Genomic DNA, 16,662 nt, shown 5'->3' with positions numbered 1-16,662 from the left:
TTTTAATAATATTAATCAATATACATAGTTCAATATGATTTTGACATTTCTCCTGGAAGAAGGAATCCTAGAATACAACATACTTTATTCTAATGAAAGTTTCGGGTAATTAGTACTGCTCGGCTTTGGTCTCGCAACCTTTACACCTGCAGCCTATCAACGTCGTAGTCTCCAACGACCCTCTAAGGAAACCTCATCTTGAGTGGAGCTTCGTGCTTAGATGCTTTCAGCACTTATCTCTTCCAAACGTAGCTACTCAGCAATGCACCTGGCGGCACAACTGATACACCAGAGGTTTGTCCACCGCGGTCCTCTCGTACTAGCAGCAGCTTCTCTCAAGTTTCCTGCGCCCACAACAGATAGGGACCGAACTGTCTCACGACGTTCTGAACCCAGCTCGCGTGCCACTTTAATGGGCGAACAGCCCAACCCTTGGGACCTTCTCCAGCCCCAGGATGTGACGAGCCGACATCGAGGTGCCAAACCGCTCCGTCGATATGAGCTCTTGGGAGCGATCAGCCTGTTATCCCCGGAGTACCTTTTATCCTTTGAGCGATGGCCCTTCCATACGGAACCACCGGATCACTATGCTCTACTTTCGTACCTGATCGACTTGTTGGTCTCACAGTCAAGCACCCTTGTGCCATTACACTCTACAGACGGTTACCAATCGTCTTGAGGGTACCTTTAGAAGCCTCCGTTACTCTTTTGGAGGCGACCACCCCAGTCAAACTACCCACCACACAATGTCCTCATCACTGAGTTAGGTTCCAAACAGGCAAAGGGTCGTATTTCAAGGACGACTCCACAACGCCTAGCGACGCCGCTTCATTGTCTCCGACCTATCCTACACATTACATGCCCAGAATCAATGTGAAGTTGCAGTAAAGGTTCACGGGGTCTTTCCGTCCCGTTGCGGGTAATCGGCATCTTCACCGATACTTCAATTTCACCGAGCTCATGGCTGAGACAGTGCCCAGATCGTTGCACCATTCGTGCAGGTCGGAACTTACCCGACAAGGAATTTCGCTACCTTAGGACCGTTATAGTTACGGCCGCCGTTTACCGGGGCTTCATTTCAGCGCTTCTCCGAAGATAACGCCCCCACTTAACCTTCCGGCACCGGGCAGGTGTCAGGCCTTATACATCATCTTTCGATTTAGCAAAGCCCTGTGTTTTTGATAAACAGTCGCCTGGGCCTTTTCACTGCGGCTCCCCTTACGAGGAGCGATCCTTCTCCCGAAGTTACGGATCGATTTTGCCTAGTTCCTTAGCCATGAATCACTCGAGCGCCTCAGGATTCTCTCCTTGACTACCTGTGTCGGTTTGCGGTACGGGTCTGTATAATCTACGTTTAGAGGTTTTTCTTGGAAGCCCTTAGGCACACTATCCAATTGTCCGAAGACGCTTGGTACTATCAGGTTTCAGCTCAATGTGCGGATTTGCCTACACATATCATAACCTAAGCCCTTCAACGTACTATTCCGTCAGTACGCGGTGCTTTCATCACTCCGTCGCCCCATCACAATTATACAAAGTACAGGAATATTAACCTGTTGTCCATCGAGTTCGCCGTTCGGCTTTCCCTTAGGTCCCGACTAACCCTGATCCGATTAGCGTTGATCAGGAAACCTTAGTCTATCGGCGGGGGGGTTTCTCGCCCCCCTTATCGTTACTTATGCCTACATTTGCTTTTCTAACCGCTCCAGCACACCTCACAGTATGCATTCAACGCTGGTTAGAATGCTCCCCTACCACTTAATGGTAGTCCATTAAATCCATAGCTTCGGTGATATGTTTAATGCCCGATTATTATCCATGCCCGATCGCTCGACTAGTGAGCTGTTACGCACTCTTTAAATGAATGGCTGCTTCCAAGCCAACATCCTAGCTGTCTATGCAATCAGACCTCGTTTGTTCAACTTAACATATACTTGGGGACCTTAGCTGATGGTCCGGGTTCTTTCCCTTTCGGACATGGACCTTAGCACCCATGCCCTCACTCCTGGTAATCATATTACAGCATTCGGAGTTTGTCTGGAGTTGATAGGCGGTGAAGCCCTCGCATCCAATCAGTAGCTCTACCTCTGCAATACTATATCCAAGGCTGCACCTAAATGCATTTCGGGGAGTACGAGCTATTTCCGAGTTTGATTGGCCTTTCACCCCTACCCACAGGTCATCCAAGAGCTTTTCAACGCTCCCTGGTTCGGTCCTCCATCTTGTGTTACCAAGACTTCAACCTGCCCATGGGTAGATCACACGGTTTCGCGTCTACCCCCACTGACTTTAGCGCCCTATTCAGACTCGCTTTCGCTTCGGCTCCTAGCCTTAAACTATTAACCTTGCCAGTGAGGAGTAACTCGTAGGCTCATTATGCAAAAGGCACGCCGTCACATGTTAACATGCTCCGACCGCTTGTAAGTGTATGGTTTCAGGTACTTTTTCACTCCCCTGTTCGGGGTACTTTTCACCTTTCCCTCACGGTACTGGTTCACTATCGGTCTCTTAGGAGTATTTAGCCTTACCAGATGGTCCTGGCAGATTCAGACAGGGTTTCACGTGCCCCGCCCTACTCAGGATACTGCTAGATCATATTTGCTTACGTGTACAGGACTTTCACCCTCTTTGGTGTAACTTTCCAGTTACTTCCACTTCACGCATAATCTCATATTGCAGTCCTACAACCCCAATTACGCCGAAACGTAATTGGTTTGGGCTAATCCGCGTTCGATCGCCACTACTAACGGAATCACTTTTGTTTTCTCTTCCTCCGGGTACTTAGATGTTTCAGTTCTCCGGGTTTGCCTCTGATATAATCAGATAACCAATAAATTGGCTGGGTTGCCCCATTCAGAAATCTTCGGATCATAGGTTGTTTGCACCTCCCCAAAGCTTATCGCAGCTTATCACGTCTTTCATCGCCTCTAAGAGCCAAGGCATCCACCATACACCCTTACTTACTTTCTATTACATTAACCTTTTCGTTAATCTAAAATATTACTGTTGTATTCTTTTTACAGATTACTTCTTCCAGAATGTCAAAGAACTTATATACACTAATTAGTTAATCAGTATAAATGTGTGGAGAATATCGGAGTCGAACCGATGACCTCCTGCGTGCAAGGCAGGCGCTCTAGCCAACTGAGCTAATCCCCCCAATAACCTGCGTTATCTTAAATGTAGTCCCGCCCAGACTTGAACTGGGGACCTCTACATTATCAGTGTAGCGCTCTAACCAGCTGAGCTACGGGACTATGCTATAAAAACATAACCACCTTAGTTTTTCAGCTTACGCTATCACCACGTTGGTCATGTGGGTATATAAGGTTTTTTTGATATGACAAGAAAAAACAACCTAATCTGTCGATTTTCTTAAACCGTTCTTGTCGGCTCCAGAAAGGAGGTGTTCCAGCCACACCTTCCGGTACGGCTACCTTGTTACGACTTAACCCCAGTCACTAGTTTTACCCTAGGCCGCTCCTCTCGGTAACAGACTTCAGGCACCCCCAGCTTCCATGGTTTGACGGGCGGTGTGTACAAGGCCCGGGAACGTATTCACCGCGCCATGGCTGATGCGCGATTACTAGCGAATCCAGCTTCACGGAGTCGAGTTGCAGACTCCGATCCGAACTGAGACCAGTTTTAGAGATTAGCATCCTGTCGCCAGGTAGCTGCCCTTTGTACTGACCATTGTAACACGTGTGTAGCCCTGGACATAAGGGCCGTGCTGATTTGACGTCATCCCCACCTTCCTCTCACCTTACGGTGGCAGTCTCTCTAGAGTCCTCAGCTTAACCTGTTAGCAACTAAAGATAAGGGTTGCGCTCGTTATGGGACTTAACCCGACACCTCACGGCACGAGCTGACGACAACCATGCAGCACCTTGTACGTCGTCCGAAGAAAGGTCTATCTCTAGACCGGTCGCCGTACATTTAAGCCCAGGTAAGGTTCCTCGCGTATCATCGAATTAAACCACATGTTCCTCCGCTTGTGCGGGCCCCCGTCAATTCCTTTGAGTTTCAATCTTGCGATCGTACTCCCCAGGTGGATTACTTAAAACTTTCGCTTAGCCACTGACTGTGTATCGCCAACAGCGAGTAATCATCGTTTACGGCGTGGACTACCAGGGTATCTAATCCTGTTCGCTCCCCACGCTTTCGTACATCAGCGTCAGTTATACCTTAGTAAGCTGCCTTCGCAATCGGTGTTCTGAGTAATATCTAAGCATTTCACCGCTACACTACTCATTCCGCCTACCTCAAGTATACTCAAGTAATACAGTTTCAATGGCAGTTCTACAGTTGAGCTGCAGGATTTCACCACTGACTTATATTACCGCCTACGTACCCTTTAAACCCAATAAATCCGGATAACGCTTACACCCTCCGTATTACCGCGGCTGCTGGCACGGAGTTAGCCGGTGTTTATTCATATGCTACCTTCAGCTACTTTCACGAAAGTAGGTTTATTTGCATATAAAAGAAGTTTACAACCCATAGGGCAGTCATCCTTCACGCGGGATGGCTGGTTCAGACTTGCGTCCATTGACCAATATTCCTCACTGCTGCCTCCCGTAGGAGTCTGGTCCGTGTCTCAGTACCAGTGTGGGGGATCATCCTCTCAGAACCCCTAGACATCGTTGCCTTGGTAAGCCGTTACCTTACCAACTAGCTAATGTCACGCATGTTCATCTTGTACCGCCGGAGCTTTAATTATCGAGCCAGGCGACTCAATAATACTATGAGGTATTAATCCAAATTTCTCTGGGCTATCCCTCTGTACAAGGCAGATTACATACGCGTTACTCACCCGTGCGCCGGTCGTCGTCTGGTAGCAAGCTACCTCCGTTACCCCTCGACTTGCATGTGTTAGGCCTCCCGCTAGCGTTCATCCTGAGCCAGGATCAAACTCTTCGTTGTATAAAAAGTTAATTAATTTAGCTCAACAAAAACTCAAAAATCTATTGATTGACGGTTGCTTTTTTGTACTTGTCATTATCAAAAAAATATCTTCAAAGAACGTTTTGTTCATAAAAAAAATCAACTCAAGTGAATTGATCTTTCATTAAAAGGGCGGCGACCTACTCTCCCACATCTCTGCAGTACCATCGGCGCGATAGGGCTTAACTTCTCTGTTCGGAATGGGAAGAGGTGGAACCCCTATGCAATAACCACCTTAAATTGTTAATACGGTGATTTATACGTGACTAATAATTTTAATAATATTAATCAATATACATAGTTCAATATGATTTTGACATTTCTCCTGGAAGAAGGAATCCTAGAATACAACATACTTTATTCTAATGAAAGTTTCGGGTAATTAGTACTGCTCGGCTTTGGTCTCGCAACCTTTACACCTGCAGCCTATCAACGTCGTAGTCTCCAACGACCCTCTAAGGAAACCTCATCTTGAGTGGAGCTTCGTGCTTAGATGCTTTCAGCACTTATCTCTTCCAAACGTAGCTACTCAGCAATGCACCTGGCGGCACAACTGATACACCAGAGGTTTGTCCACCGCGGTCCTCTCGTACTAGCAGCAGCTTCTCTCAAGTTTCCTGCGCCCACAACAGATAGGGACCGAACTGTCTCACGACGTTCTGAACCCAGCTCGCGTGCCACTTTAATGGGCGAACAGCCCAACCCTTGGGACCTTCTCCAGCCCCAGGATGTGACGAGCCGACATCGAGGTGCCAAACCGCTCCGTCGATATGAGCTCTTGGGAGCGATCAGCCTGTTATCCCCGGAGTACCTTTTATCCTTTGAGCGATGGCCCTTCCATACGGAACCACCGGATCACTATGCTCTACTTTCGTACCTGATCGACTTGTTGGTCTCACAGTCAAGCACCCTTGTGCCATTACACTCTACAGACGGTTACCAATCGTCTTGAGGGTACCTTTAGAAGCCTCCGTTACTCTTTTGGAGGCGACCACCCCAGTCAAACTACCCACCACACAATGTCCTCATCGCTGAGTTAGGTTCCAAACAGGCAAAGGGTCGTATTTCAAGGACGACTCCACAACGCCTAGCGACGCCGCTTCATTGTCTCCGACCTATCCTACACATTACATGCCCAGAATCAATGTGAAGTTGCAGTAAAGGTTCACGGGGTCTTTCCGTCCCGTTGCGGGTAATCGGCATCTTCACCGATACTTCAATTTCACCGAGCTCATGGCTGAGACAGTGCCCAGATCGTTGCACCATTCGTGCAGGTCGGAACTTACCCGACAAGGAATTTCGCTACCTTAGGACCGTTATAGTTACGGCCGCCGTTTACCGGGGCTTCATTTCAGCGCTTCTCCGAAGATAACGCCCCCACTTAACCTTCCGGCACCGGGCAGGTGTCAGGCCTTATACATCATCTTTCGATTTAGCAAAGCCCTGTGTTTTTGATAAACAGTCGCCTGGGCCTTTTCACTGCGGCTCCCCTTACGAGGAGCGATCCTTCTCCCGAAGTTACGGATCGATTTTGCCTAGTTCCTTAGCCATGAATCACTCGAGCGCCTCAGGATTCTCTCCTTGACTACCTGTGTCGGTTTGCGGTACGGGTCTGTATAATCTACGTTTAGAGGTTTTTCTTGGAAGCCCTTAGGCACACTATCCAATTGTCCGAAGACGCTTGGTACTATCAGGTTTCAGCTCAATGTGCGGATTTGCCTACACATATCATAACCTAAGCCCTTCAACGTACTATTCCGTCAGTACGCGGTGCTTTCATCACTCCGTCGCCCCATCACAATTATACAAAGTACAGGAATATTAACCTGTTGTCCATCGAGTTCGCCGTTCGGCTTTCCCTTAGGTCCCGACTAACCCTGATCCGATTAGCGTTGATCAGGAAACCTTAGTCTATCGGCGGGGGGGTTTCTCGCCCCCCTTATCGTTACTTATGCCTACATTTGCTTTTCTAACCGCTCCAGCACACCTCACAGTATGCATTCAACGCTGGTTAGAATGCTCCCCTACCACTTAATGGTAGTCCATTAAATCCATAGCTTCGGTGATATGTTTAATGCCCGATTATTATCCATGCCCGATCGCTCGACTAGTGAGCTGTTACGCACTCTTTAAATGAATGGCTGCTTCCAAGCCAACATCCTAGCTGTCTATGCAATCAGACCTCGTTTGTTCAACTTAACATATACTTGGGGACCTTAGCTGATGGTCCGGGTTCTTTCCCTTTCGGACATGGACCTTAGCACCCATGCCCTCACTCCTGGTAATCATATTACAGCATTCGGAGTTTGTCTGGAGTTGATAGGCGGTGAAGCCCTCGCATCCAATCAGTAGCTCTACCTCTGCAATACTATATCCAAGGCTGCACCTAAATGCATTTCGGGGAGTACGAGCTATTTCCGAGTTTGATTGGCCTTTCACCCCTACCCACAGGTCATCCAAGAGCTTTTCAACGCTCCCTGGTTCGGTCCTCCATCTTGTGTTACCAAGACTTCAACCTGCCCATGGGTAGATCACACGGTTTCGCGTCTACCCCCACTGACTTTAGCGCCCTATTCAGACTCGCTTTCGCTTCGGCTCCTAGCCTTAAACTATTAACCTTGCCAGTGAGGAGTAACTCGTAGGCTCATTATGCAAAAGGCACGCCGTCACATATAAATATGCTCCGACCGCTTGTAAGTGTATGGTTTCAGGTACTTTTTCACTCCCCTGTTCGGGGTACTTTTCACCTTTCCCTCACGGTACTGGTTCACTATCGGTCTCTTAGGAGTATTTAGCCTTACCAGATGGTCCTGGCAGATTCAGACAGGGTTTCACGTGCCCCGCCCTACTCAGGATACTGCTAGATCATATTTGCTTACGTGTACAGGACTTTCACCCTCTTTGGTGTAACTTTCCAGTTACTTCCACTTCACGCATAATCTCATATTGCAGTCCTACAACCCCAATTACGCCGAAACGTAATTGGTTTGGGCTAATCCGCGTTCGATCGCCACTACTAACGGAATCACTTTTGTTTTCTCTTCCTCCGGGTACTTAGATGTTTCAGTTCTCCGGGTTTGCCTCTGATATAATCAGATAACCAATAAATTGGCTGGGTTGCCCCATTCAGAAATCTTCGGATCATAGGTTGTTTGCACCTCCCCAAAGCTTATCGCAGCTTATCACGTCTTTCATCGCCTCTAAGAGCCAAGGCATCCACCATACACCCTTACTTACTTTCTATTACATTAACCTTTTCGTTAATCTAAAATATTACTGTTGTATTCTTTTTACAGATTACTTCTTCCAGAATGTCAAAGAACTTATATACACTAATTAGTTAATCAGTATAAATGTGTGGAGAATATCGGAGTCGAACCGATGACCTCCTGCGTGCAAGGCAGGCGCTCTAGCCAACTGAGCTAATCCCCCCAATAACCTGCGTTATCTTAAATGTAGTCCCGCCCAGACTTGAACTGGGGACCTCTACATTATCAGTGTAGCGCTCTAACCAGCTGAGCTACGGGACTATGCTATAAAAACATAACCACCTTAGTTTTTCAGCTTACGCTATCACCACGTTGGTCATGTGGGTATATAAGGTTTTTTTGATATGACAAGAAAAAACAACCTAATCTGTCGATTTTCTTAAACCGTTCTTGTCGGCTCCAGAAAGGAGGTGTTCCAGCCACACCTTCCGGTACGGCTACCTTGTTACGACTTAACCCCAGTCACTAGTTTTACCCTAGGCCGCTCCTCTCGGTAACAGACTTCAGGCACCCCCAGCTTCCATGGTTTGACGGGCGGTGTGTACAAGGCCCGGGAACGTATTCACCGCGCCATGGCTGATGCGCGATTACTAGCGAATCCAGCTTCACGGAGTCGAGTTGCAGACTCCGATCCGAACTGAGACCAGTTTTAGAGATTAGCATCCTGTCGCCAGGTAGCTGCCCTTTGTACTGACCATTGTAACACGTGTGTAGCCCTGGACATAAGGGCCGTGCTGATTTGACGTCATCCCCACCTTCCTCTCACCTTACGGTGGCAGTCTCTCTAGAGTCCTCAGCTTAACCTGTTAGCAACTAAAGATAAGGGTTGCGCTCGTTATGGGACTTAACCCGACACCTCACGGCACGAGCTGACGACAACCATGCAGCACCTTGTACGTCGTCCGAAGAAAGGTCTATCTCTAGACCGGTCGCCGTACATTTAAGCCCAGGTAAGGTTCCTCGCGTATCATCGAATTAAACCACATGTTCCTCCGCTTGTGCGGGCCCCCGTCAATTCCTTTGAGTTTCAATCTTGCGATCGTACTCCCCAGGTGGATTACTTAAAACTTTCGCTTAGCCACTGACTGTGTATCGCCAACAGCGAGTAATCATCGTTTACGGCGTGGACTACCAGGGTATCTAATCCTGTTCGCTCCCCACGCTTTCGTACATCAGCGTCAGTTATACCTTAGTAAGCTGCCTTCGCAATCGGTGTTCTGAGTAATATCTAAGCATTTCACCGCTACACTACTCATTCCGCCTACCTCAAGTATACTCAAGTAATACAGTTTCAATGGCAGTTCTACAGTTGAGCTGCAGGATTTCACCACTGACTTATATTACCGCCTACGTACCCTTTAAACCCAATAAATCCGGATAACGCTTACACCCTCCGTATTACCGCGGCTGCTGGCACGGAGTTAGCCGGTGTTTATTCATATGCTACCTTCAGCTACTTTCACGAAAGTAGGTTTATTTGCATATAAAAGAAGTTTACAACCCATAGGGCAGTCATCCTTCACGCGGGATGGCTGGTTCAGACTTGCGTCCATTGACCAATATTCCTCACTGCTGCCTCCCGTAGGAGTCTGGTCCGTGTCTCAGTACCAGTGTGGGGGATCATCCTCTCAGAACCCCTAGACATCGTTGCCTTGGTAAGCCGTTACCTTACCAACTAGCTAATGTCACGCATGTTCATCTTGTACCGCCGGAGCTTTAATTATCGAGCCAGGCGACTCAATAATACTATGAGGTATTAATCCAAATTTCTCTGGGCTATCCCTCTGTACAAGGCAGATTACATACGCGTTACTCACCCGTGCGCCGGTCGTCGTCTGGTAGCAAGCTACCTCCGTTACCCCTCGACTTGCATGTGTTAGGCCTCCCGCTAGCGTTCATCCTGAGCCAGGATCAAACTCTTCGTTGTATAAAAAGTTAATTAATTTAGCTCAACAAAAACTCAAAAATCTATTGATTGACGGTTGCTTTTTTGTACTTGTCATTATCAAAAAAATATCTTCAAAGAACTTATTTCTTATTCATCCATCGTCGCCGTTGCTCCGATGTTTTTGCGGTTGCAAAGATAAATCATTTTATCTTTAAACTCCAAATGTTTTTTCATTTATTTTTCGTCTCCGAAAAACTAAAAAACATTGAATCAAAACCATTAAGAACTCGCTATCGTTTTTCTCGAAAGCGTTGCAAAGAAAGGGCTTTTTTTGCTTTACTTCCAAATAAAAAAACAGTTAATTTTACCTACCCAACGTGAAACACCTGCTATCACACTAATCCAAAACATGTTATGAAACACATCTTTTTTTCATCCCTACAGATACATTCCGAACACGGTTCATCTCAAATCAAATATTGACACCAAGAGACTCATCCACTAAAACCATACTATCGTGGAAAAACATCCAAAATCTTAACGTTTCTATTTAAATTACGATAAATCACTTCCAAGAAAACAGTTTCTTGGAAGACAACCTTTGCAATATCCATACTTTCATGGACAACCTCTATTGAGGGACATCCATAGGGAATCCATAGGGATTGATAGGTACTTTGTCCATGGTTTGTCCATCCTTTGTCCATGGTTTGTCCACCGATTCTCCATCGATTCGATGACTGAAGCATGAACAAACCATGAGCAAACCATGAACAAAGTCAGGTAGAAACAGCTATCAAATAGTTATGAAGAGTGGGGCTAAGATCGGAATAAGAGATAATCTATACCGAATACCTCGCTATAATTGAAGTAAAAGTATATAGTATAATCTAGGAAGATGATTTGAAAGGGTTTGATTCAGTAAAAATTCGATACAACAAGATCTTGCGAGACGTGACCATGGAGTATTTAGACAGGAAAACACATCTTCAACCGAGTAGGTAGGGGGATTACTCACCCTACTTCTCACATCATACGTAACTCACGTATACGGCGGTTTCAATTAACTCTAAGCTTTTTGACAACGAAGGCTCGTCGTTGTTTCGTTAACACCTTTTGCTTAATTCTCAATGATGGATTCGCTCCCTCTAAGTGTTCACGACTTCCACATTAGTGCATAGAATGTAACAGATGTTCCATGAACAAGTCTAATTGATACGCTATGCTCTTGCTGATGCTACATAAAATAAACGTTCGACTAACTGCTCCTTACGTTCATTGACTCAGAACTTCATCGTCCTAAAAAAAGGGAAACTACGATATCCTCTACTGACTTCACACTCTTATTTAAATACCTACGGTCGATTGTCTTCGCTCGGTTTGTCATGGTTTCAACAGGTGGTAAGATCTCTCGGGATAAGATAATAGACTTTCCTTGCGTATCGTCTGACATACTGTATAGAGTTACGGTTGAAATTTGGGCGTTCCCAATCCATAGCTCGGCACCCCTCTTCAAGTCAGATTTCTTTACGTCAATATGTCAAGTTTGCTAATGGCTTGCTTCAGATTTGGAGTCACCACTAAACCCCTTGCCAATCGCGAATGCTTCTTATTAAATCGGTACATACAGAGACTTGTTTTCTGCGAGTTTAATACCATGCCCGACATATTAAAAAAAGGAGCCACAATCTCTTGGGCTCCTTTGAATAGTATCTATTGTGAATAAGTTTGTCTTTTTATCTTGCAAAAAGCAACTCTCTATATTTAGGTAAAGGCCATAATTCATTATCCACAACAAGTTCCAATTTGTCAATATGATAACGAATTTCATCTAAGAATGGGCGAACAGTCTCATCATAAGCAGTAGCTTTTTCTCTTTCGTTGTTAATCTTATTAGCTTCTTTACGAGCATCGACCATCTCTTTCACCTTAAGTTTAATAGAAGAGATATGACATGAGATCTCTTTAATCAGATCCTTACGAGCTGCAGACATCTCCTCAAACTCTTCAGGAGAGAATATATCTCTAAGACCTTTTACATTCTCAATCAAAGTTGTTTGATATTGAATTGCTGTTGGAACGATATGGTTAATTGCTAAATCTCCCAAAACACGAGCTTCAATTTGAATCTTCTTAGTAAACTTTTCATGCTCTACTTCGGTCCTACCTTCCAACTCTCTTTCTGAGAAAATACCATTTCTCACAAAAAGATCTTTAGACTTTTCAGACAAATAAGCATCCAAAGCATCAGGGACGTTCGTTACATTGGTCAATCCACGACTCAATGCCTCTTCAACCCACTCCTCACTATATCCATTCCCATCAAAACGAATATTTTTACACTCAACAATAAGTTTCTTTAAGATTTGGAATATTGCCTCATCCTTTTTGATACCTGTCTCAATCAAGGCATCCACCTCTTTCTTAAATTCAATCAACTGATTTGCAACTGCTGTGTTTAGTGCAATCATTGGTGCAGCACAGTTAGCCATAGAGCCCACTGCTCTAAACTCAAAACGATTACCAGTAAAAGCAAAAGGAGAAGTACGATTTCTATCGGTATTATCAAGAATAATTTCGGGTATACGACCTATATCAAATTTCAAGGCAGTCTTTTCATCAGGAGTCATCTTACGATCAACAACAGCAGTCTCTAAATGATCTAACATTGCTGAAACTTCAGTCCCAAGAAAAACAGAGATGATAGCAGGAGGTGCTTCATTTGCACCTAATCGATGAGCATTACTAGCTGAAACGATAGTAGATCTTAGTAGATCTTGATGATCGAATACAGCTTTCAATGTATTCACCACAAAAGTAAGGAATTGAAGATTACTCTTAGGATTCTTACCTGGTTTATAAAGGACAACACCAGTATCAGTTGAAAGAGACCAATTATTGTGTTTTCCAGAACCATTAATACCTTTAAATGGTTTTTCATGCAGAAGGACTCTAAAACCATGATGACGAGCCACCTTCTTCATCACATCCATAATCAATTGATTGTGATCATTTGCAAGGTTAACCTCTTCATAGATAGGAGCCAATTCAAATTGATTAGGAGCTACCTCATTATGACGAGTCTTACAAGGAATACCCAATTTATAGGCTTCATTTTCAAGATCCACCATAAATGCGCCTACACGTTCAGGAATAGACCCAAAATAGTGATCGTCTAGTTGTTGATCCTTAGCAGATGCATGCCCCATTAATGTTCTTCCTGTAAGGGACAAATCAGGGCGTGCTTGATAAAGTGCTTCATCAATTAGGAAATACTCTTGCTCCCAACCAAGGTTTGCAGTCACTTTTGATACATTTTTATCAAAATATTGACAAACATCCACTGCAGCCTTATCGATAAGATTAGTCACTTTCAACAAAGGTGCTTTATAATCTAGAGCTTCACCTGTATAAGAGATAAAGATTGTTGGAATACAAAGTGTCGTACCAACAATAAATGCAGGAGACGAAACATCCCATGCAGTATATCCTCTTGCTTCAAAAGTATCTCTAATACCACCATTAGGGAAAGAAGAAGCATCTGGCTCTTGTTGTGCAAGAAGAGAACCAGCAAAATTCTCAACAACACCTCCATTATCACTATGCTCAATAAATGCATCGTGTTTTTCTGCGGTACCGTCTGTTAATGGGTGAAACCAGTGAGTATAGTGAGTTACACCATTCTCCATCGCCCAAGCCTTCATTCCAATAGCAACTTGATCTGCAATCTTACGATCAATAGTCACCCCATTGTCAATAGCATCTATCACTGCCTTAAAGGCATCAACAGACAAATATTTCTTCATCTTTGGACGATTAAAAACCAACTTGCCATAATAATCAGAAGTCAAGTTCGCTTCTCTTTTCACCTGTTTCGCTTCCCTATTTATTAGGGTATTCAGCGCATTAAATCTAACAGTAGCCATAATATATATATAATTTCTTATTTTACACCCAAAGAACAATACAAAAAACATACACCCATTAAATAAAACCATAGAAAGTCAAAAAAAACACTTTTTACAAAGTTAGACCCCCTTTTTCAATAGGCTCACGCAAATATAACACATATAATCTAAAACAAACAAGGAAAAAACAGAATATATTTACATTCTAACATCAAAATAACCTCTATTTAACCTATATGTAACATATAAGAATAATAAAAAACAAAATGAAAGCACAATACAAATAATAAGAACAGTTTATAAGACAATACACACAAAATAGTTATCGTGATGAATCTTATGTCGTGTTTTATTAAAAAATAATACCTTTAAGGAGTTGAAATACGTATTGCAAAAAAAGATATACTATGGAGCAAATAAATAAGTATATAGAAAGTAACAAAGAACGCTTTCTTGAAGAGCTTTTTGGATTAATCCGCATACCATCAATCAGTTCAATTAAAGAACATAAACCGGATATGTATCGCTGTGCAGAATATTGGAAACAACTTCTTCTAGATGCAGGAGCAGACAAGGCAGAGATATTTGACACACCTGGTAATCCAGTAACATATGGTGAAAAGATTATTGATCCATCCCTTCCTACAGTACTAGTATATGGACACATGGATGTGATGCCTGTGGATCCAATAGAGCTATGGAAATCTCCTCCATTTGAGCCCGAAATCCGAGATGGTAAAATTTGGGCAAGAGGTGCAGATGATGATAAAGGACAAGCATTTATGCATGCCAAAGCATTTGAATACCTCGTTAAGACAAACCAACTAGAGTGTAATGTAAAATTTATGATTGAAGGGGAAGAAGAGATTGGCTCTGTGAACCTAGGTGAATTTTGCGAAAAACACACAGAAATGCTAAAATCAGATATTATCTTAGTATCTGATACTGGTATGATTGCACGTGACATTCCAAGTATCACAACAGGTTTACGAGGATTAGCATATTGGCAAGTGGAGGTAACGGGACCAAACAGAGACCTTCACTCTGGTATTTTTGGTGGAGCAGTTGCCAATCCAATCAATGAATTATGTAAATTGGTTGCTTCCATGACTGATGAGAACAATCACATTACAATTCCAGGATTTTATGATGATGTGATTGAGGTCTCAAAAGAGGAAAGAGAAAAGCTAGCTCAAGCTCCATTTGATCTTGAAGAATACAAGAAAGCTCTAGATATTGATGAAGTACAAGGAGAAACAGGTTATTCTACTTCTGAAAGGACTGGTATCCGTCCAACTTTTGATATTTGTGGTATGTGGGGTGGTTATACAGGGGAAGGAGCAAAAACAGTATTACCATCAAAAGCTTTTGCAAAGATATCTAGCAGGCTTGTACCGAATCAAGAACACGAGAAGATAGCACAACTTTTCAAAGCACATTTTGAAAGTATTGCACCAAAATCAATCAAAGTGGAAGTTACTCCTCACCATGGAGGACAAGGTTATGTATGCCCAATTGATCTTTCTGCTTATAAAGCAGCAGAGAAAGCCTATGAAGATGTTTTCGGAAAAACGCCAGTACCAGTAAGAAGCGGAGGAAGTATTCCTATCATTTCTACTTTCGAAAAAGTATTAGGGACTAAAAGCGTTTTAATGGGGTTTGGTCTAGAAAGTGATGCAATACACTCTCCTAATGAAAATTTCCCATTAGAGAATCTTTTTAACGGTATAAGAGCTATTTCTCGCTTTTATAAACATTACAAAGGATAAACAACAATTCTATAGTTCAGGTATATTTTTTATATCCTGAACTATAGATATCACAATCCACCTCTTCCTCTACTACAGGAAGAATATACTTCACACTACTTTAGTCTTACTAAGAAAGTGGGAGGTTTTCCAATATGACAAACTTGATCTACTTTATCTTTATTCTTCTTTAATGCAGGGACTAAATATCTCGAAGTCGAGGTATACCCTAAGCGATCCACTACTATATAAGATGTATTTTTGTTTTTTAAATCATTCAACAGTAGATCATCATCAACAGTATCTTTAAAATATGTAACCGTTCTTTTTGAATAAAGGTAAAAAAGAGCTGGCTTACGACATGCAATTACTGCATCTTTAGGCAAAGTCTTATCACACCACTTCGCAAGAGTAAAATAATCTATATATTTCTGAGGCCATTTCCCGTTAGAATTCTTTCCCATCTGTTTTACAGAAGGTAGATTTATAAAAAGTAACAAAGAAAGGAAAATGACTCGCGGAATAGTATTTGCTTGATTCTTCTTATCCTTATTCGCTTTAAAGATTAAGTTAAATATACCCCATGCAGTAAGAAACTGCAATATCGGAACTATTGGAATCATAAAACGAACTCCAAACCAAACAGAGGGCCATAAAAGCTGAATCGCAAACTGACCTGACAAGTAACCTACAAGAAGAAGACGATAACGAAATTCTAAAGAAATTAGACCATACACCACAAAACCGATCAAAAGAACTCCTATAATATAGTGATACCAATGTGCTGATGAGGTCTCAGAAATCTCTAAAAATGGAGTAATACTGGATGGAATCTCTTTTGATAAATAACGCATTGCATTTTTAAGGATACGTTCTCCCCAACCATAAACATCTATCACACCTAA

Annotated in this window: 5 protein-coding genes, 4 tRNA genes and 5 rRNA genes; 1 reads left to right on the top strand and 13 read right to left on the bottom strand. The window is 43.4% G+C overall.

Annotation, left to right across the window (positions count from 1 at the left end; translation table 11 throughout):
- Positions 1 to 90: 90 nt before the first annotated feature.
- The 12 genes from K4L44_00415 to K4L44_00360 all read right to left on the bottom strand — a co-directional run bounded on the left by K4L44_00415 (position 91) and on the right by K4L44_00360 (position 14,027).
- A 23S ribosomal RNA gene (locus K4L44_00415) occupies positions 91 to 2,970 on the bottom strand.
- 115 nt (positions 2,971 to 3,085) lie between these two features.
- Positions 3,086 to 3,159: transfer RNA gene (locus K4L44_00410), tRNA-Ala, on the bottom strand.
- Between the two features lie 24 nt (positions 3,160 to 3,183).
- A tRNA-Ile gene (locus tag K4L44_00405) sits at positions 3,184 to 3,257 on the bottom strand.
- Between the two features lie 142 nt (positions 3,258 to 3,399).
- Positions 3,400 to 4,923 (bottom strand): 16S ribosomal RNA (locus K4L44_00400).
- A gap of 148 nt (positions 4,924 to 5,071) precedes the next feature.
- A 5S ribosomal RNA gene (gene rrf / locus K4L44_00395) occupies positions 5,072 to 5,182 on the bottom strand.
- Between the two features lie 125 nt (positions 5,183 to 5,307).
- A 23S ribosomal RNA gene (locus K4L44_00390) occupies positions 5,308 to 8,187 on the bottom strand.
- 115 nt (positions 8,188 to 8,302) lie between these two features.
- A tRNA-Ala gene (locus tag K4L44_00385) sits at positions 8,303 to 8,376 on the bottom strand.
- 24 nt (positions 8,377 to 8,400) lie between these two features.
- Positions 8,401 to 8,474, bottom strand: a tRNA-Ile gene (locus tag K4L44_00380).
- Between the two features lie 142 nt (positions 8,475 to 8,616).
- Positions 8,617 to 10,140 (bottom strand): 16S ribosomal RNA (locus K4L44_00375).
- Together the 16S, 23S and 5S rRNA genes with 4 tRNA genes alongside form the textbook arrangement of a ribosomal RNA operon.
- A gap of 473 nt (positions 10,141 to 10,613) precedes the next feature.
- Entirely contained in the window at positions 10,614 to 10,850 is a 237-nt protein-coding gene (locus tag K4L44_00370) for a hypothetical protein (protein ID QZE14392.1), read from the bottom strand.
- 542 nt (positions 10,851 to 11,392) lie between these two features.
- Positions 11,393 to 11,554 (bottom strand): hypothetical protein, encoded by a 162-nt coding sequence (locus K4L44_00365; protein ID QZE14391.1) that lies wholly within the window; start codon positions 11,552 to 11,554, stop codon positions 11,393 to 11,395.
- A gap of 283 nt (positions 11,555 to 11,837) precedes the next feature.
- Positions 11,838 to 14,027 carry a glutamine synthetase III gene (locus K4L44_00360; protein ID QZE14390.1) on the bottom strand — a complete coding sequence of 730 codons (2,190 nt, stop codon included), beginning with the start codon at positions 14,025 to 14,027 and terminating at the stop codon, positions 11,838 to 11,840.
- Between the two features lie 389 nt (positions 14,028 to 14,416).
- Between K4L44_00360 and K4L44_00355 the strand changes: the two genes are divergently transcribed.
- Positions 14,417 to 15,778, top strand: coding sequence for a dipeptidase (locus K4L44_00355; protein ID QZE14389.1), 1,362 nt, complete (start codon positions 14,417 to 14,419; stop codon positions 15,776 to 15,778).
- 95 nt (positions 15,779 to 15,873) lie between these two features.
- Here the strand turns inward: K4L44_00355 and K4L44_00350 are convergent, their stop codons facing one another.
- Positions 15,874 to 16,656, bottom strand: coding sequence for a hypothetical protein (locus tag K4L44_00350; protein QZE14388.1), 783 nt, complete (start codon positions 16,654 to 16,656; stop codon positions 15,874 to 15,876).
- Positions 16,657 to 16,662: the final 6 nt, after the last annotated feature.

This window comes from Prolixibacteraceae bacterium (assembly GCA_019720755.1).
Lineage (GTDB): Bacteria > Bacteroidota > Bacteroidia > Bacteroidales > Prolixibacteraceae > Halosquirtibacter > Halosquirtibacter laminarini.
The sequence above is the reverse complement of the archived record's forward strand: the minus strand, read 5'-3'. Positions and strand labels throughout refer to the sequence as shown.